Here is a 16482-nt window from a genome sequence, read left to right as displayed (position 1 = left end):
TATTTTGCGACCGGTTTTTCACAGTCGCGACATGGCGCAGCCCGGTTTCAGGTAAAAGGCTCTTCGGGCCGCAAGAGGCGGCGATGGAAAGGCTCCAGCTGATCGACCTTGTAGAAACCGGTGTTTCGCGCGGCGTCCAAAACGGCAGATGTCGTTTGAGGGATATGTTCATAGACCAGACGGGTCGTGCGCAAGGCACCAGCCCCCTCGGGCACAGTCCGTGTCGTGTAGCCCAGCCAGAAGTTATTGTGAAACGAAGTGACCCGGTTGAGATAGTTGAACGACGCCGTCATCGTATTTTTTCGGGAGGCCATAAAAGCGATCCCTTCTTCTTGCTGCATCATAAGACCGCGAAATTCCCGGTATTCCGGTTGGGTCGGCAGATGTTGAATGCACATTGCCTTCTTTGTTTCGTACCCTTTCAAATACGTATTTCCGCCGTTTCGGGAAACATAGACCAGTCCGATTACAAACAGATCAGGGTCGATAAAACTGCGGCGTGAAAACCGGTAGAACCCGCTGGGAAAGGTCTGTTCGCTCAGGATACCACCGCTATTCATGAAAAATTCGCTCAGGAACGGGTCAAGTTGGTCTGCCGCGCCATTGGCGTCGTCCGACAGCGGCTCAAGCAGAATGCGGGCGTCTACTTTGAAAAAATCACAGATGATTGCAAGAATATCGGGCCGCGGGAAACTTTCTCCGGACAGATATCTGTTGAACTGGGTGCGGTTGATCCCAAGGTCATGGGCAAGGCCGGTGATGGAAGCAAAATCCTTCGACAGGATCCGTAGGTTGTTTCCGAATACCGTTCTGATTTCCGATGGTTTCTTCATTCTGGGCCATCTCTGCGCAATACCTACGTGTGTAGCATAAAATATCTCCCGCTTAAATAGCAAGGGATTGACGCTGAAGAGCATCAAAACGACGCAGTCTAGCGTCATCTTGACGGTGTGCCGACACAAAATGAACGAGTAAATAAATCGACAAATATTTGAAATGAAGCGATTGTAAACGTTAACGGTCATAGTGAACGTGGGGAATTTACAATGTACGGCGTAGTATTGTGGAGCGATGTTTCAGAGAATAAGGCTGTTTTCTGGTGCGAAGATCAGGGTGACCTCGCTTTTTTTCAAGCATGTCCGGATACTGACGGCACGCAATGGACAGACTTTGATGCGGGCGATCTTGTGCAGTTCGATATCTATCTGGACAGAAAGATGCGCAAGGCCCTGAACCCACGGATCATACGGGAAAAGGCGCGGACCGATTTGCCCAACAAGCTGCTTAACCGTCAAAGACGTCTGGACCGCAGCGCCAATACCGCGCAGGTGGTGCCATTTCCAAATCACGCAGAAGTCGAACGTAAAACGGTAGGTTTATAGGTCCATTGACGCGATGAAGGCCATGCCTCGGCCCTCATTCATTCACAGACAGCTATGGTGCTGTTAGTCGCCCCGTGAAAGGGCGGCCACACCTGTTCGGGCCACATCCGTCAACCCCAAGGGCCGCATGAGTTCGGCAAACGCGTCAATCTTTTCAGGCGCGCCGGTGATCTCGAACACAAAGGTTTGCAGCGTGCTGTCGACCACGTTCGCCCGAAAGATATCAGCCAGACGCAGGGCTTCGACGCGCTTGTCGCCTGTGCCGTTGACTTTGAACATCGCCAGTTCACGTTCGACACAAGGGCCTTCGACCGTCAGATCGTGCACTTCGTGAACCGGGACAATCCGTCCAAGCTGGGCCTTGATCTGCTCGATGACCTGCGGTGTGCCAGAGGTCACGATGGTGATCCGGCTCAGGTGTCCGGTGTGGTCGACTTCTGCCACTGTCAGGCTGTCGATGTTGTAGCCGCGCCCCGAGAACAGGCCAATGACACGGGCCAGAACGCCGGGTTCGTTTTCGACCAGAACCGCGAGAGTGTGCCTTTCGATTACGTCCGAAAAATTGGGGCGTAGGTTATAGGCGGAGTGGCTGGTCGAGCCTTTTTTGATTTTTAGCGCTGACATCTGACTGTCCTCTTCATCTGATTTCGTCGCCGGAATTTTCAAAAAAATCCGGTCCGTTTTTTTCGAAAAAAACGTGTTACACCAAGACTGACCCTTTGGCGTCAATCACCCCTTGCGTGTCCACGCCCGCCAACATCATGTCATTATGCGCCTTGCCTGACGGGATCATCGGGAAGCAGTTTTCGTGCTTTTCCACGAGACAATCAAAGATCACCGGACCGTCATAGGTCAGCATCTCCATGATCGCGTCATCCAGATCATCCGGGTCAGAGCACAAGATGCCCTTGGCCCCAAAGGCGTCGGCCAGTTTTACAAAATCGGGCAAGGATTCCGACCAGCTTTGGGAATAGCGTTCGCCGTGCAGCAATTCCTGCCACTGGCGGACCATGCCAAGCCGTTCGTTGTTCAGGATGAACTGTTTGACCGGCAGACCGTATTGCATCGCGGTGCCCATTTCCTGCATGTTCATCAGCCAGGACGCTTCACCGGCAACGTTGATCACCAAAGCATCGGGATGCGCCATTTGCACACCGATGGACGCGGGGAAGCCATAGCCCATCGTGCCAAGCCCGCCAGAGGTCATCCAGCGGTTCGGATCCTCGAAATTGAGGTATTGCGCGGCCCACATCTGATGCTGGCCTACTTCGGTGCAGATATAGCGGTCGTATTTCTTGGTCAGCGCTTCAAGGCGCGCAAGAGCGTGCTGCGGCTTGATGATCTTGCCTTTTTGTTCAAACTTCAAACAATCAATGCTGCGCCATTCGTCGATTTTCTTCCACCACTTGGCCACGCCTTCCGCATTGGTCTTGCGACCGCGCGATTTCCAGACGCGCAACAGATCCTCCAGAACATGACCGACATCCCCAACGATCGGGATGTCCACGCGGATGATCTTGTTGATCGACGAGGGGTCGATATCGATATGCGCCTTTTTCGATTTGGGACTGAACATATCGACCACACCAGTGATCCGGTCATCAAAGCGCGCGCCGATGTTGATCATCAGATCGCAGTCATGCATTGCCATGTTGGCCTCGTAAAGACCGTGCATGCCCAGCATCCCCAGCCATTTGTCGCCGGACGCTGGATAGCACCCAAGCCCCATGAGGGTCGATGTGATCGGAAAGCCGGTCGCTTCTACCAGCTCACGCAGCAGTTGTGACGCGGCAGGGCCCGAGTTGATGACACCGCCGCCGGTATAGAAGACGGGGCGTTTGGCGGTTTCCATTGCGGCAACCAGTTCGGTGATCGCTTCCATGTCGCCCTTCAAGGGCGGCTGGTAATGCGAAATCGACGGTTTCTTTGGCTCGTACTGGCCGCTCGCGAATTGCACATCCTTGGGAATGTCCACCAGCACAGGGCCTGGCCGCCCGGAGGTGGCAACATGGAACGCTTCGTGCAACACGCCTGCCAGCTTGTCGGTTTCCTTGACCAACCAGTTGTGTTTCGTGCAGGGACGCGTGATGCCAACGGTGTCGGCCTCCTGGAACGCGTCGGACCCGATCATGAATGTCGGGACCTGACCGGTCAAAACTACCAGCGGGATCGAATCCAGCAGCGCATCCGTCAGACCCGTCACGGCATTCGTGGCACCGGGACCAGAGGTGACCAGAACAACGCCGGGCTTGCCCGTGGACCGCGCATAGCCTTCGGCCGCGTGCACCGCCCCTTGTTCGTGGCGGACCAAGACGTGCTTGATGCTGTTTTGCTGAAACACCTCGTCATAAATCGGTAGGACAGCACCGCCGGGATAGCCAAATACAGTGTCGACACCTTGATCAATCAAGGCTTGGACGATCATCTTCGCTCCGGTCATTTTACGTGTCATCTTGGTGCTCCGTCAGGCGGTGGGTGGACTCGAAATCTTGGTTTGCAAATAAAAAAGCCCCCGGTTTTAGCGGGGGCGCATGGTGACTGTTATGGTCTGCCGTTACCGGCCCATGCGCGAATGTCCTACAATGACGACTAGGTGTGTGACGACTAGGCTTGTCATGGCCAAGGGCTCCTCTTTGCGTTTGGGGACATTATGAGCGCCAGAAAGGGGCGTCAATGGGCAATCGCATGAAAAAATGTCCCTAACGGCAAAAAATCTTTCCATTTATTGCGTGTGACTGCGTGAAAATGGTGTTTTGAATCATTTTCGGTGAAATCTGTGCCTTTGCCGCAGACCGAGGCGCGTTTCACAGCCGCACACCTGTGCCCTGCAAGACGCCGTGTTCCATGGCGTAACGCGTCAGACCCGCGGTCGAGGATATGCCAAGCTTGCGTTTGATGTTCTTGCGGTGCGTTTCAACCGTGCGGACCGAGATGTCCAAGGTCAGCGCCACTTCCTTGTTCGATTGACCTTGGGCCAGTTGCAGAAGGATCGTCTGTTCGCGTTCTGTCAGGGATTCGCGTTCGTCATCCTTGGGCTGCAATGATCCTTGTGCGCCGGTGCAAAGATATTGTGCGCCCTGCATCACGGTATCTATGGCCAGCTTGATCTCGTCGGTCGGAACATCCTTGAGAAGATACCCCATTGCGCCATGGCTCAGCGCCGAAGAGATGTATTCCGGGTTATCGTGCATCGACAGGATCACGATCCGCGTGCCGGGCCGGCGTTCCAGAATGATTTCGGTGGCAGACAGGCCGCCGATCTCGGGCATGTTCAGATCCATCAGGATCACATCGGGGTCCAGCGCCTCGAACTGGTCAATCGCGGCACGGCCATTGGAAAGACACGCGACCACATCGACGTCATCATAGCTTTCGAGGATCGATTGAATGCCCTCGGCGACCATGGGGTGGTCATCGACAATCATAACCTTGATGGGCATCACTTTGATCGGATCATGCATAACGCGGCCTTTCAGGTTGCCTGCGGGGCAGGGCGGTTCGGCTGGGGCGGCAACATGTGGGTCAACGGCACAGTCGCGCGAATTTCAGTGCCAGCCCCGGCACGGTCGTGCAACACCAAACTGCCCCCCAACTGCTCCATCCGTTCTTGCATGTTGCGCAGGCCCAACCCCCCCGAGGTGCGCGCCTTTCCGGACAGCCCGCGCCCGTTGTCCGAGACGGTCAGGGTCGCCCCCTGCCTGTGACCGCGCAAATCGACGCGGACATCTGTCGCGCCTGCATGGCGTTCGATGTTGGTCAGCGCCTCTTGGGCGATCCGGTACAGCGCGATCTTGGCGTCGTCGTCCAGACGGTTGCGGAAAACCACGGTATCGAAATGACAGGTAATGTGGGTGCGCGATGAAAATTCTTCGACCAGCGTTTTCAGGGCAGGGCCAAGGCCCAGGTCATCCAGAATACCGGGGCGCAGGTCGCGGCTGATGCGGCGCACCTCGGATATGGCGCGGCCCAGGCTGTCGATGCCCTTGCCCAACGGCTCCGCCGCCTTGGCATCCCCCGGTCCCAGACGGCGGCGCGCATTGTCCAGAGCATAGCGCACGCCCACGAGGATCTGGCTGATCCCGTCATGCAATTCCCGTGCAACGCGCCCGCGTTCTTCTTCTTGGGCGTCGAATACCCTTTGTGTCAGTTTCTTCAACTTGGCATCGGCCAGCCGTCGTTCGCGCAGATTCACCAGCATGCCGGTGCCAAACACCATCAACAGGGCGGACATGGTGATTGCCCCGATATAAAGGAACGTCCGCTGCACACGGTTTTGCACATCGGCACGCGCGGTGGCGACGCTGGCCAGCACGTCGTCGATAAACACCCCCGTGCCCACGGCCCACCGCCAACTGGGGAAAGACGTGACATAGGTAATCATCTGCGCTTCGACCCCGGTCGACGGTTTTGGCCACAGATAGCTGTGATAGCCGCCGCCATCGCGGGCAACCTGGATCAGGCGGTCGACGACATCGGCACCCGTGCTGTCTGTCTCGCCCGAGAAATTCTTGTTGATGCGGTCGGTCTGACGCGGGCTGACAAGGGCGGTCCCATCATAGTCATAAACGAAAAACTGCCCTTCCTCGCCATAGATCATCGCAGACAGGATTTGGGCGACCTGTGCCTTTGCACTTTCATCTTCGGGCGCAGCAGAGCCATAGATAAAGTAGAACCCGTTGCGCGCCTGGGTCACGTAATTGCGCAATTCGATCTTTTTGGCGTCCAGCAGTTGCGTCTCGAGGGTGTTGATCTCGCGGTCTGCAAGCGCCTTGGCCTGCAAGGCAACCACAAGGGCGATGGCGGCCACCGCAAGGACCAAGGGGACCGAGGCCAGAAGCGTCAGCTTTTGACCATAGGTCAGGGCAAGGTGGGAATAGAGGCGGCGCATGGGCATCTGTTAGAGGGAATCGCTTACGAATCAAAGCGCCAGTTGCATCTGTGCGCGCGGACAGAACCGGGTTGTCCGACACGCGGGACACTCGATTAACGCAATTGCCGCGTCATTATGTTGCGAATGACCCCCGCGTCTACGCATTAATTGGTATTCCATCGTTGTGCGTTTCCGATAGATTGCCTCCACTTGCAACGACCCGCGCGCCAAGCAGCAGCGCGGGCATCCTTTACTCGGGAGGAGTATCCATATGGACCGTCGTTCATTTTTGAAGACATCCGCACTTGGCGGCACCGCCGCCGCCGCTTCCACACTGGCAGCACCCCTGTACGCGCAGGGCAAGCGCACGCTGACAATGGTCACGTCCTGGCCCCGCGGCTTTGCCGTTCTGGATGACGCGGCCAACTACCTGAACGCCATGGTCAACGAGATGTCCGACGGCAGCTTGACCATCGAAAAGAAAGCGCCGGGCGAACTGGTTGGTGCGTTCGAAGTGTTTGATGCGGTATCCTCCGGTCAGGCCGACATGTATCACGCGGCTGACTATTACTTTATCGGTCAGCACCCAGGTCTGGCGTATTTCACGGCCGTTCCATTCGGCGGCACCGCGCAAGAGCTGACAAACTGGTACCTGCACGGCGGCGGCCACGATCTGCACAACCAGATCGGTGAAATCTTCAACATGAAGATGTTCCTTGCCGGTAACTCCGGTTCGCAGTCCGGTGGCTGGTTCCGCAAGGAAATCAACTCTGCCGCTGACTTCAACGGTTTGAAATTCCGCATGCCGGGCCTTGGTGGCAAGGTTCTGGGTAAACTGGGCGCGTCCGTTCAGAACATCCCGGGTGGTGAACTCTATCAGGCGCTGTCTTCGGGCGCGCTGGACGGTCTTGAGTGGGTTGGCCCCTTCGCCGACGAACGCGCCGGCTTCCAGGAAGTTGCGAAGATCTACTACACAGCCGGCTTCCACGAGCCAGGTTCGGGTCTGACAGCATCCGTCAACCTGGATGTGTTCAACGACCTGACACCAGCGCAGCAGAAGATCATCGAATATGCCAGCATGGCGACGACCCACACAGGTCTGGCCGAAACGCTGGCAAACAACGGTGCCGCATTGGCACGTCTGCAGCAGCAGGGTGTTAAAACCATGCAGTTCCCTGACGATGTCTGGGATGCATTCGGTGCCGCGTCAAAAGAAGTCATGGACGAAAACATGGATGACACGCTTTACGCCGACATCCGCAACAGCTTTGAAGCATCGCTGGCCTCTTCGGCCGAGTGGCTGTCGAAGTCCGACGCGTTCTACGTCGAACAGCGCCAGCGCGTTCTGGGCAAGGGCTGATCCAGCCGATCAAAACCGTCAGGGGCTGCCATTGCGCGGCCCCTGACGCATGACACGACCCCGGCAAACGGTCCGCGGGTCAACACAGTTTTCGCACCAAGCCCAAGCACCAAGCCGGGCAGGCGAAGGGGGGATATAGATGGCAGATGATGTGGTATGCGCGGGGTTTTTCCGTGCTGCGGAAGGGGCAAAGATAAGCTGTCTGGACAAGTTCCAGGACGGCAATCTGGTCAACTTCATTTTAGGCAACATTCTCGAGGCGTTTTACAACTTCTTTGCCGCGATCGTTAATCCGGGCATGTGGCTGGACTGGTCCAACAACGAAGCGATGATGCGCTTCATCTACTACGGTGCATCGGTCGAACTGTTCTTTGTCCTGTTGATCGGTCTGCTGGTCGTCACGGTTATCGGTCTGCGCAGCAAAAGCTTTATGTGGGCCTGCGTGCGCGGGTTGGAAGGGTTTGCCAACACTGTCGGGCGTTTCTTTGCCTGGGCCGGTCTGCTGATGGTCGTGCAACAGATCATCATCGTGTTCATGCAGCGCATCTTTACGCGGCCCGACATCTCTGTCGGGTTCGGTATCCCGCTGCAATTCGACATCAGCTGGTTTGCCGAAGAGCTCAAGCTTTTCAATGCATTAGTCGTCTGTCTTTGCGTAAGCTATACCTTTGTGCAAGGCGGGCATGTGCGGGTTGACCTGTTCTATGCAGGCGCGAAATTCCGCACCAAGAAAATCATCGACATGTTCGGGGCAGTCTTCTTTATGCTGCCGTTTGCGATTGTCACCTGGCTGTATGGCTGGTTCTTCCTGTGGCGTCATCTGGTGACGCCGAACCCGTCTGCATCCGACCGTCTGGACCTGTTGCTGCGCAAGGCGCGGCTGCTGAAGTGGAACGTGGAAACCATCGGCTTTTCGCCAAACGGCTTCAACGGCTACTTCCTGTTCAAAATTCTGCTCTGCGTCTTTTGCATCATGGTCATCTTGCAAGCGATTGCCGTGCTTTACCGGTCGATCCTCGAGTTCCGCGAAGGACCCGAGAGCGAAGGTAAATATCTCGACCGCGATACGCTGGGCGATGGCGAAGAAGCCTTTGAGGGCACACATTAATTTAAGGGGCGTCCCATGCTTTTTGGTTTGGACGGGGTCGAAATCGGCCTGATCATCGTTTTTGTCTGCCTGTTCGGCGGCATTCTATCCGGCTTCCCGGTGGCGTTTGCCATCGGCGGTGCAGGCATCATCTCATTCGCGATCATCGCCGCGCTCGACAGTGCAGGGCTGATGGTACACCAGGCGATTGACCAGTCCTCGCAGGCCTATCGCGATCTGGTGAATTCGGGCGTGCCGAACGACGCGGTGTCGAAGTTCCGCTATCCGGATCTGCCGCGCATCGGTGAATCCGTCTTCCCGCTGGGATGGGAAACGGCGCTGGACCGCAACGTCAGCTTTATCGTCAACCGCATGAACGAACGTGTTCTGGCCGGTCAGTCGATCGAGACTTTGCTGGCGGTCTTGATGTTCGTTCTGATGGGCATCACGCTTGAGCGGTCCAAGATCGCCAACGATCTGCTGACCACGATGGCACGGGTGTTCGGCCCGCTGCCCGGTGGTCTGGCCGTGTCGATCGTTGTCGTGGGCGCATTCCTTGCCGCCTCGACCGGGATCGTCGGCGCGACCGTGGTCACCATGGGTCTGCTGGCGCTGCCAACCATGCTGCGTAATGGCTATTCCCCTGAACTTTCGACGGGCGTCATTGCGGCATCCGGGACGTTGGGGCAGATCATTCCACCCTCAATCGTGATCGTTTTGCTGGGCACATTGGCGGGCGACTTGTATTCCGCCGCCCAAGAGGCCCGCGCGACCTCGTTAGGGTGTACGGATGCTTTGACCTATCTGGGTGAACCAGCTGTTGTTTCCGTAGGCACCTTGTTCCAGGCGGCACTGTTGCCGGGGATCATGCTGGCGCTGCTTTATGCACTTTACGCCTTTGGCTATGCGCTGCTGAACCCTGACAAGGCCCCCGCCGTGCCGATGGGGTCGACCAATGCCGAACCCATCACCCGTGGCGAAAGCTTTACCTGGTTCCTAGGCGCGCCGATCCTTCTGATTGTCGGCACAATCTTCCTGGGCAACATGAATATCGTCGGGGGACAGTCGACTGTTGTCTCAAGCTTTAGCGATATTAGTGAGGGTGCCAGCCTGCGGACCAATGTGGGCGAAGAATGCCAGGCCGCGATGATTGACCTGCACGGTCAAGAGGCTTGGGATACTGCCGTCGCCGAGCAAGCCGCGATCGAAGCGGCGGGCGGTCAGGTCGCCAGCGAAAAGCTGACCGAAGAAGAGTATGCCCAAGCGCAAGCCGACAAGATCGCGAATGCCGCACCAATCGGCACGGGTGTTGCGATCTTGCTGATCATGCTGGCACTGGTGCTGACGACTGCCCGCGGCGTGTCGCCGTCGTCGGACCCGCGTCCGCTGATCATTGGCGGGATCGGGATCGTGCTGGCGGTGCTGGTGGATATCCTGTTTGTCGGGCCCGCCACGTCATCCGGTGTGATGGTCTTGATGATGGTGATCCCCTTTATCGCCGTCATGTATGGTGTGTTGACTGGTCTGAAACGGTGTGCTGGCAATGAACTGATCCGCGTGGTCTTCCCGCCGCTGGTGCTGATCGTCGCGGTTCTGGGGTCGATCCTCGGGGGTATCACCAACCCGACGCCTGCCGCTGCGTTGGGTGCCGGTGGGGCGATCATGCTGGCGGCCTATCGAAAGCTGCAAGACCTGGACCGGTCGCCGAAAGTGATCATCTGGTCCACCTTGGCAATTGTGATCTGCATTCTGGTGGGCGTGAATTTCGATCTGCGCATCAACCAGGAGGATGTGAGTTTCGAAAGCTGGTTCGCCTTCTTCGTCGCCTACGGTGCCTATCTCTATGCCGTGTTTGGTCTGCTGTTTTCCTGCTGGATCTTGTACACGTCAGGCGTTCTGAGCCCCGTTGTGCGCGAGACTGCCAAGGTGACGTCGATGGTGTTTACCATCCTGATCGGGTCACAGTTGCTGAACCTCGTCGTGATATCTTTTGGCGGCGAACACTATATCCAGCAATGGCTGAAAAGCTTTGACAACGAACTCACAGTCTTCCTGATCGTGATGCTTGTGTTGTTCGTGCTCGGGTTTGTGCTCGATTTCCTCGAGATCATTTATATCGTGATCCCGATTGTCGGGCCGGTCATCTATGGCGGGACATTTGACCCCAAATGGGTAACGATCATGATCGCGGTAAACCTGCAGACGTCGTTCCTGACGCCGCCCTTCGGCTTTGCCCTGTTCTATCTGCGCGGGGTCGCACCGGCGAGTGTTACCACAGGACACATCTATCGCGGGATCATTCCGTTCGTGTTGATCCAGGTCGGTGCTTTGGCCTTGCTATGGGTGTTCCCGTCGGTCGTGACGATCGTACCGGATTTGATCCCGAACTGATCTGTCGGGGTGCGAACACCCCGGACAGAGAAAATAGAGAGGGCACCCGGTTGGGTGCCCTCATTTCGTTTTGGCTGTATTTTTTCAAAGAAGAATGAGGGGGCTTTCCGCCCCCTCAAACTCCCCCGAGGATATTTGAGAACCAGAGAAGATGCTGGAAGCTATTTCAGGATTTGGTCGGGGACAGATCTGGCAGGGCGATGTTGGCGACCTGTTCTGCGATCGGATCGGTATTCAGGGGATGCGCGTCGGCTTTGAACTCGGACGGGTTCCGCATCTTTTGCCACGCGCCCCCCATGTAGACTTCGAGGCCTGAAAACTTGGCCTTGTAGCCCATTTTCTGGCTGCCCGGCACCCAATACCCCAGATAGACATAGGGCAGGCCGGCCCCGCGTGCGATGTCGATGTGATCCAGAATGATGAAGTTCCCAAGGCCGTCCTTTGGGCGGTCGGGCGTGTAGAAGGAATAGACCATGCTGACGCCGTCCCCCAGAACATCCGTCAGGCAGACGCCGATCAGGTCCTTGGTGGCGGTGTCAGTGTATTCAATCACCCGGCTGCGGATTGGCGTTTCTTCGATCATCGCTGCAAATTCGAACACATCCATGTCGGCCATGCCGCCATCGGCATGTCTGCTGTCAAGGTACCGGCGGAACAGGTCGTATTGGTCTTCGGTTGCCCATGGCGACGTCGCACGGCGGCTTAGCGTTTCATTCCGTTTCAGGGTACGCTTCTGACTTTTGCTGGCAACGAAATCCGCCACGTTGATGCGCGCCGAAAGACAGGAAGAACAATCTGCACAAGACGGGCGATAGAGCACGTTCTGCGACCGACGGAAGCCCTGTCCTGAGAGGCTGTCATTAAGCTTGGCGGCCTGTTCGCCTTGCAGGGCGGTGAACAGCTTTCGTTCCATCCGGCCCTCAAGATAAGGGCAGGGCTGCGGCGCTGTCACATAGAACTGCGGGGCTATCGGTAGAGTATGACGCATAATGATCCGGTTTTGTTACTGAAAGAATAACAACAGCTTGAAAGCGCGCCAAGTCCAAGTTGCGCGGTTGGTTAGATTTCAGTGCGGCGGTTCAGCGCCACAGTGCCGAGCACCATATCGCTGAGGCCCTGACCGCGCGGTGTCGTGCCCATTAAAACGATAGAAATCAATTGCAACGGGGCCATGCCGACACTTACCGTATATCCCAGCGTGTGGGCAAATGCTGTGCCCGCATCAAGCGGTTCGTCGCCTGCAGTGCGCAGTTCCATGCCAAAGAGACGCATCCCGAAGGTGGCCGATCCCTTGGTCAGTGTCGCGAACCGATAGACGAAACCGACGATCAAAAGCATCAGCGGGAAAAAGAACAGACCCGTGAAGGCGGTGAAGGGGAGAATCACCAGACAGGTGATCAGCGTGAAAAGCGCGTCGATGACCCATGCAAACAGCCGTTTTGTTGGCACACCGGCGTAGAATTCAGGCTGGCTGTCAGGGTCGGGTGTCCGTGGCATGGATGGGATCCTTTGAGAGAGAGGGTCGGGTGCCCCCCCCGATTGGGGGGGGCGGTTCGAAGATACGGCTTATGCCGACTGCGTGTCATCGCTTTTTGCGCCACGTTCGGCCATGAACTGGTCAAACTCGGCTTTGTCTTTGGCTTCGCGCAGACGGGTCAGGAAGGACTCGAAGTTGGTTTGTTCTTCTTCGAGGCGGGCCAATGTGTCGGCCTTGTAGGTGTCGAATGCGGCATTGCCGGTCGGGCGGCTGGTCATGTTGCGGTAGCTGTTGCGCTTGGCGCAGGAGGAAGATTTAAACATGCGTTTGCTCCAGATCATATAGGCAAGAAGGGCCAGGCCGACAGGCCAGAAGGCAACGAAGCCGACGACCATCGCCGCGATCCATGCCGCTTTGCCCTTTTCATCAAGAAAATCCTCGGCGCGGCCGATCCAGCTGCGGCGCGGCGCGTAGGCTGAGGTGTAAGTCTGTGTCATCGAAAGTCCCTTTCGGTCAGAGTGTGATGGCCCTGAAATCCGCGGGCCCGTTGCTGTGAGAGATGATGTAAATCCCTTTCACATTACGTTAGATTGGGATTGATCAGGGCTGGCGCAAGGGTTGATGTGAATCTTTTTTACATTGAGGCGATTTTTTAAGATCGCGTTGATCTCTCTCGACCCTCTGGCCCCATTGACCCCGCGTGCTGAACCAGCGAATGCTAGGGAATGACTTCGTTTATCAGCCAGATCACCCGCGTGCCCCGGATTTTCCAGTCCGAACAGGCGCATGATGCACGCGCCCTGATGCCCGATTTGCCCCCCGAACTAGGTGCGCTGGTCGCTGGTGCCGGATCGGTGTCGCCCTATCTGCTGGGATTGATGCACAAAGAAGCCGCGTGGTGCGAGGCCGCGTTCGATGACCCTGCCAAAGCGGTGCAGGCCGTGATTGCCGGGGCTGGCGATGTCGCCCCCGATCAACTGTCCAGCCATCTGCGGCAGGGCAAGCGGCGCGTCGCCCTGATTACGGGACTGGCCGATCTGGCAGGTGTCTGGTCGCTGGAACAGGTCACCGGCGCGCTCTCGGGTTTCGCCGATGCGGCATGTCAGGCCGCGTTGGTGGCAGGGCTGCAGGCGCAGATCAAACGCGGGAAACTGCCGGGAATGACCCTTGAGGATGCCGCCACCGGGGCCGGGATGGTCGTTCTGGCAATGGGAAAGATGGGTGCGCGCGAGCTGAACTATTCGTCGGATATCGACCTGATCTGCCTGTTCGATGAAACCCGTTTTGATCCTGACGATTTCCACGATGCGCGCACTGCCTTCGTCCGTGCCACCCGCGCGATGAGCGGGACGCTAAACGATCTGACAGGCGAGGGATATGTCTTTCGCACCGATCTGCGTTTGCGGCCCGACCCCGGCGTCACACCGGTTTGCATGGCGATGGAGGCAGCCGAACACTATTACGAAAGCCTTGGCCGTACCTGGGAACGCGCCGCCTATATCAAGGCGCGCCCCGCTGCGGGCGAGCTTGCGGCCGGCGACCGGTTCCTGACCACCTTGCGCCCGTTTGTTTGGCGGCGACATCTTGATTTCGCAGCGATCCAGGATGCCCATGACATGCGCCTCGCGATCCGCGAACACAAAGGGCTTGGCGGCCCGATCGAACTGGCAGGGCATAACATGAAGCTGGGGCGCGGTGGCATCCGCGAGATCGAGTTTTTCACCCAGACCCGCCAACTGATCGCGGGCGGGCGGGACCCTGATCTGCGTCTGCGCGGCACCTGCGAAGGGCTGGCTGTGCTGGCCGACAAGGGCTGGGTCACGGCCGAGGTGGCAGAAACCCTGACCAACCATTACCGCGCGCACCGGACCGTCGAACACCGGGTGCAAATGATCCGGGATGCGCAGACGCATAATTTGCCCAATACGGAAGAAGGCTTTGCCAGATTGGCCGCGATGATGGATCTGGACGTGACCGTTTTGCAAAAGGACCTGCGCCAAAGGCTGGCCGAGGTACACCACCTGACCGAAGGATTCTTTGCCGGATCGGACGCGCAGGTGCCCGCAACACCGGATCATGTCTTCGATACGGCAACGCTTGATCGCTGGCTCAGCTATCCGGCGCTGCGCAGCCCGCGGGCCGCTGATCTGTTTGCCGAACTCAAACCCGGCCTACTGGCGCGACTGGCGCAGGCGGACAAACCGGACGAAGCCCTGCGCGCCTTTGACGGGTTTCTGGCGGGGCTGCCTGCTGGCGTACAACTGTTTTCACTGCTCAAGATCAACCCGCAGCTTTCTGATCTGCTGATTGACATCGTCAGCACGTCGCCTGCGTTGGCGGAGTATCTGTCGCGCCATGCGGGGGTGCTGGACGCTGTCCTCGGGGGGGATTTCTTCAGCGACTGGCCCGGGCAGACAGCGTTGGCCCAGGCTCTTTCACAGGTTTTGCAGGCCGAGACGGATTACGAGACCCGTCTGGACGCGACCCGCCGTTGGGCGCATGACTGGCATTTCCGTGTCGGCGTCCATCATCTGCGAGGGCTGATCGATGCCAGAACTGCAGGGGCGCAATATGCCGATCTGGCCCGTGCCGTCTTGCAGGGGCTTTGGCCGGTGGTTGGCGATGAATTCGCGCGCCGTCACGGGGCGGCACCGGGGCGCGGCGCCGTGCTTGTGGGCATGGGGTCGCTTGGGGCAGGGCGGCTGACCGCGACCTCTGATCTGGATATGATCGTGATTTACGATCCCGACGGGGTGGAACAATCGGACGGGCAAAGGCCGCTTGCCTCAAGGCTATATTACGCGCGGCTGACACAGGCGATGATCACCGCGATGACCGCCCCCATGGCGCAGGGCAGACTGTACGAGGTTGACATGCGGCTGCGCCCTTCGGGCAACCAAGGACCGGTTGCCACCAGTCTGGCCAGCTTTGAAAGCTACCAGATGGGCGCTGCATGGGTGTGGGAGCATCTGGCGCTGACCCGCGCGGATGTGGTCGCAGGGCCCGCCGATCTGGCTGGCGACGTCGAAGACCTGCGCACCCGGGTCCTGAGCCGCGCGCGGAACCGCAGCGAGATATTGCATGAGGTTGCCGAGATGCGCACACGGCTGGCCGCGGCCAAGGCTGCGGACGGGCTGTGGGATGCCAAGAACGGCCCCGGACGGTTGCAGGACATTGAACTGCTGGCCCAGGCCGGTGCGCTGCTTAAGGGCGAGACCGCGCGGGACATCGCGTCTGGCCTGACGGCCGCCTGCGACACTGCTGTAATCACGCCCGACGAGACAGCTTTCTTGAAAGCAGCCTATGACACCTGTTGGTCCCTGCAATCTGCGACGCGGCTTTTGTCGGCGTCGGTCTTGCGCAGTGACACGCTGGGGCAGGCGGCAGCGGCGTTTCTGGTTAAATCGCTGGGCTGCGACAGTTTGAGCGGTCTTGAGACGCATTTGGCACAGACCTACGAACAGGCAGGGGACACGATCAACCGGGCCTTGGCAGACTATGGCGATGATCCGGCAAGGGAGAGCAGATGAAAAAGGGCGATGCAAACGATCCCAAAGGTTTGATTTACGAAGCCTACCGGATTGACGGGATCAGCAAATCCGAATGTCGCAGCATCTTTCTGGATTGGGCGTTAAGCTTGCCCTTGGACACAAGCACGGGCCCGTCCATCCGCCAGATGTTGCAGAAATATGGGACAGACGCGCCGACCCATCCGATGACCGAAGTGATGGAGGAAGGCCTGAAAGGCATGGCCGCCCCGCGCCGCCGCGGGGGCTGGAAAAGCCGGACGCGCAATTAGCCGGGACCCGCTGCGGGCGCGCAAATTAAGACACGGGCACGTGTAAAAACCCCGATAATGTCCCAAGCCCTCTTCATTCCCGCCGCAAAGGTGCCGCAATTCGACGTCAAAAACCT

The 16482-nt window shown here is 58.0% G+C and carries 14 protein-coding genes; 6 read left to right on the top strand and 8 right to left on the bottom strand.

Annotated elements, in window-relative coordinates; genetic code table 11:
• Window positions 1-47 precede the first annotated feature (47 nt).
• Entirely contained in the window at window positions 48-833 is a 786-nt protein-coding gene (locus RGAI101_RS03870; protein WP_008226353.1) for a helix-turn-helix domain-containing protein, read from the bottom strand.
• Window positions 834-1046: 213 nt separating this feature from the next.
• On the opposite strand from RGAI101_RS03870, the gene RGAI101_RS03865 reads away from it, so the two are divergent.
• A complete protein-coding gene (locus tag RGAI101_RS03865) occupies window positions 1047-1382 on the top strand; it encodes a hypothetical protein (RefSeq protein ID WP_008226722.1) in 336 nt (111 codons plus the stop codon).
• Window positions 1383-1445: 63 nt separating this feature from the next.
• Here RGAI101_RS03865 and ilvN read toward each other — a convergent pair whose 3' ends face one another.
• The 4 genes from ilvN to RGAI101_RS03845 form a co-directional block, all read right to left on the bottom strand.
• Window positions 1446-2006: an acetolactate synthase small subunit gene (gene ilvN, locus RGAI101_RS03860; RefSeq protein ID WP_037227317.1), complete on the bottom strand. Its 561-nt coding sequence runs from the start codon at window positions 2004-2006 to the stop codon at window positions 1446-1448.
• Window positions 2007-2082: 76 nt separating this feature from the next.
• Entirely contained in the window at window positions 2083-3834 is a 1752-nt protein-coding gene (locus RGAI101_RS03855) for an acetolactate synthase 3 large subunit (RefSeq protein WP_008228733.1), read from the bottom strand.
• Between the two features lie 352 nt (window positions 3835-4186).
• Window positions 4187-4843: a response regulator transcription factor gene (locus tag RGAI101_RS03850; RefSeq protein WP_008228237.1), complete on the bottom strand. Its 657-nt coding sequence runs from the start codon at window positions 4841-4843 to the stop codon at window positions 4187-4189.
• A gap of 11 nt (window positions 4844-4854) precedes the next feature.
• Complete coding sequence (locus RGAI101_RS03845; RefSeq protein ID WP_037227314.1) at window positions 4855-6270, bottom strand: cache domain-containing protein; 1416 nt, start codon at window positions 6268-6270, stop codon at window positions 4855-4857.
• A gap of 253 nt (window positions 6271-6523) precedes the next feature.
• Here RGAI101_RS03845 and RGAI101_RS03840 point away from each other — a divergent pair, with 253 nt between their 5' ends.
• The 3 genes from RGAI101_RS03840 to RGAI101_RS03830 all read left to right on the top strand — a co-directional run bounded on the left by RGAI101_RS03840 (window position 6524) and on the right by RGAI101_RS03830 (window position 11090).
• Window positions 6524-7612: a TRAP transporter substrate-binding protein gene (locus RGAI101_RS03840; RefSeq protein WP_008224908.1), complete on the top strand. Its 1089-nt coding sequence runs from the start codon at window positions 6524-6526 to the stop codon at window positions 7610-7612.
• 139 nt (window positions 7613-7751) lie between these two features.
• Window positions 7752-8720: a TRAP transporter small permease subunit gene (locus RGAI101_RS03835; RefSeq protein ID WP_008227043.1), complete on the top strand. Its 969-nt coding sequence runs from the start codon at window positions 7752-7754 to the stop codon at window positions 8718-8720.
• Between the two features lie 15 nt (window positions 8721-8735).
• Window positions 8736-11090, top strand: a complete 2355-nt coding sequence (locus tag RGAI101_RS03830) for a TRAP transporter large permease (RefSeq protein WP_008225281.1) — start codon at window positions 8736-8738, stop codon at window positions 11088-11090.
• 166 nt (window positions 11091-11256) lie between these two features.
• Here RGAI101_RS03830 and RGAI101_RS03825 read toward each other — a convergent pair whose 3' ends face one another.
• From RGAI101_RS03825 to RGAI101_RS03815, 3 genes are all read right to left on the bottom strand, one after another.
• Window positions 11257-12078 (bottom strand): arginyltransferase, encoded by an 822-nt coding sequence (locus tag RGAI101_RS03825; RefSeq protein ID WP_037227311.1) that lies wholly within the window; start codon window positions 12076-12078, stop codon window positions 11257-11259.
• Window positions 12079-12149: 71 nt separating this feature from the next.
• Window positions 12150-12587 carry an RDD family protein gene (locus tag RGAI101_RS03820; protein WP_008226624.1) on the bottom strand — a complete coding sequence of 146 codons (438 nt, stop codon included), beginning with the start codon at window positions 12585-12587 and terminating at the stop codon, window positions 12150-12152.
• Window positions 12588-12656: 69 nt separating this feature from the next.
• Entirely contained in the window at window positions 12657-13064 is a 408-nt protein-coding gene (locus tag RGAI101_RS03815; RefSeq protein WP_008228095.1) for a DUF2852 domain-containing protein, read from the bottom strand.
• Window positions 13065-13292: 228 nt separating this feature from the next.
• Between RGAI101_RS03815 and RGAI101_RS03810 the strand changes: the two genes are divergently transcribed.
• Both RGAI101_RS03810 and RGAI101_RS03805 read left to right on the top strand, forming a co-directional pair.
• Window positions 13293-16097, top strand: coding sequence for a [glutamate--ammonia-ligase] adenylyltransferase (locus tag RGAI101_RS03810; protein WP_008229285.1), 2805 nt, complete (start codon window positions 13293-13295; stop codon window positions 16095-16097).
• Window positions 16094-16366, top strand: coding sequence for a hypothetical protein (locus RGAI101_RS03805; RefSeq protein WP_008226394.1), 273 nt, complete (start codon window positions 16094-16096; stop codon window positions 16364-16366). Before RGAI101_RS03810 ends, RGAI101_RS03805 begins: the two co-directional genes overlap by 4 nt.
• Window positions 16367-16482 lie beyond the last annotated feature (116 nt).

This window comes from Roseobacter sp. GAI101 (assembly GCF_000156335.1).
In the GTDB taxonomy this organism is placed as follows: Bacteria; Pseudomonadota; Alphaproteobacteria; order Rhodobacterales; family Rhodobacteraceae; genus Sulfitobacter.
This window is presented reverse-complemented; position numbering and strand designations above follow the sequence as displayed.

What these genes read in the sequence shown, in the direction of transcription:
- RGAI101_RS03870 (WP_008226353.1), bottom strand. Translation starts at nt 833, where the DNA reads ATGAAGAAACCATCGGAAATCAGAACGGTATTCGGAAACAACCTACGG.
- RGAI101_RS03865 (WP_008226722.1), top strand. Translation starts at nt 1,047, where the DNA reads ATGTACGGCGTAGTATTGTGGAGCGATGTTTCAGAGAATAAGGCTGTT.
- ilvN (WP_037227317.1), bottom strand. Translation starts at nt 2,006, where the DNA reads ATGTCAGCGCTAAAAATCAAAAAAGGCTCGACCAGCCACTCCGCCTAT.
- RGAI101_RS03855 (WP_008228733.1), bottom strand. Translation starts at nt 3,834, where the DNA reads ATGACACGTAAAATGACCGGAGCGAAGATGATCGTCCAAGCCTTGATT.
- RGAI101_RS03850 (WP_008228237.1), bottom strand. Translation starts at nt 4,843, where the DNA reads ATGCATGATCCGATCAAAGTGATGCCCATCAAGGTTATGATTGTCGAT.
- RGAI101_RS03845 (WP_037227314.1), bottom strand. Translation starts at nt 6,270, where the DNA reads ATGCGCCGCCTCTATTCCCACCTTGCCCTGACCTATGGTCAAAAGCTG.
- RGAI101_RS03840 (WP_008224908.1), top strand. Translation starts at nt 6,524, where the DNA reads ATGGACCGTCGTTCATTTTTGAAGACATCCGCACTTGGCGGCACCGCC.
- RGAI101_RS03835 (WP_008227043.1), top strand. Translation starts at nt 7,752, where the DNA reads ATGGCAGATGATGTGGTATGCGCGGGGTTTTTCCGTGCTGCGGAAGGG.
- RGAI101_RS03830 (WP_008225281.1), top strand. Translation starts at nt 8,736, where the DNA reads ATGCTTTTTGGTTTGGACGGGGTCGAAATCGGCCTGATCATCGTTTTT.
- RGAI101_RS03825 (WP_037227311.1), bottom strand. Translation starts at nt 12,078, where the DNA reads ATGCGTCATACTCTACCGATAGCCCCGCAGTTCTATGTGACAGCGCCG.
- RGAI101_RS03820 (WP_008226624.1), bottom strand. Translation starts at nt 12,587, where the DNA reads ATGCCACGGACACCCGACCCTGACAGCCAGCCTGAATTCTACGCCGGT.
- RGAI101_RS03815 (WP_008228095.1), bottom strand. Translation starts at nt 13,064, where the DNA reads ATGACACAGACTTACACCTCAGCCTACGCGCCGCGCCGCAGCTGGATC.
- RGAI101_RS03810 (WP_008229285.1), top strand. Translation starts at nt 13,293, where the DNA reads ATGACTTCGTTTATCAGCCAGATCACCCGCGTGCCCCGGATTTTCCAG.
- RGAI101_RS03805 (WP_008226394.1), top strand. Translation starts at nt 16,094, where the DNA reads ATGAAAAAGGGCGATGCAAACGATCCCAAAGGTTTGATTTACGAAGCC.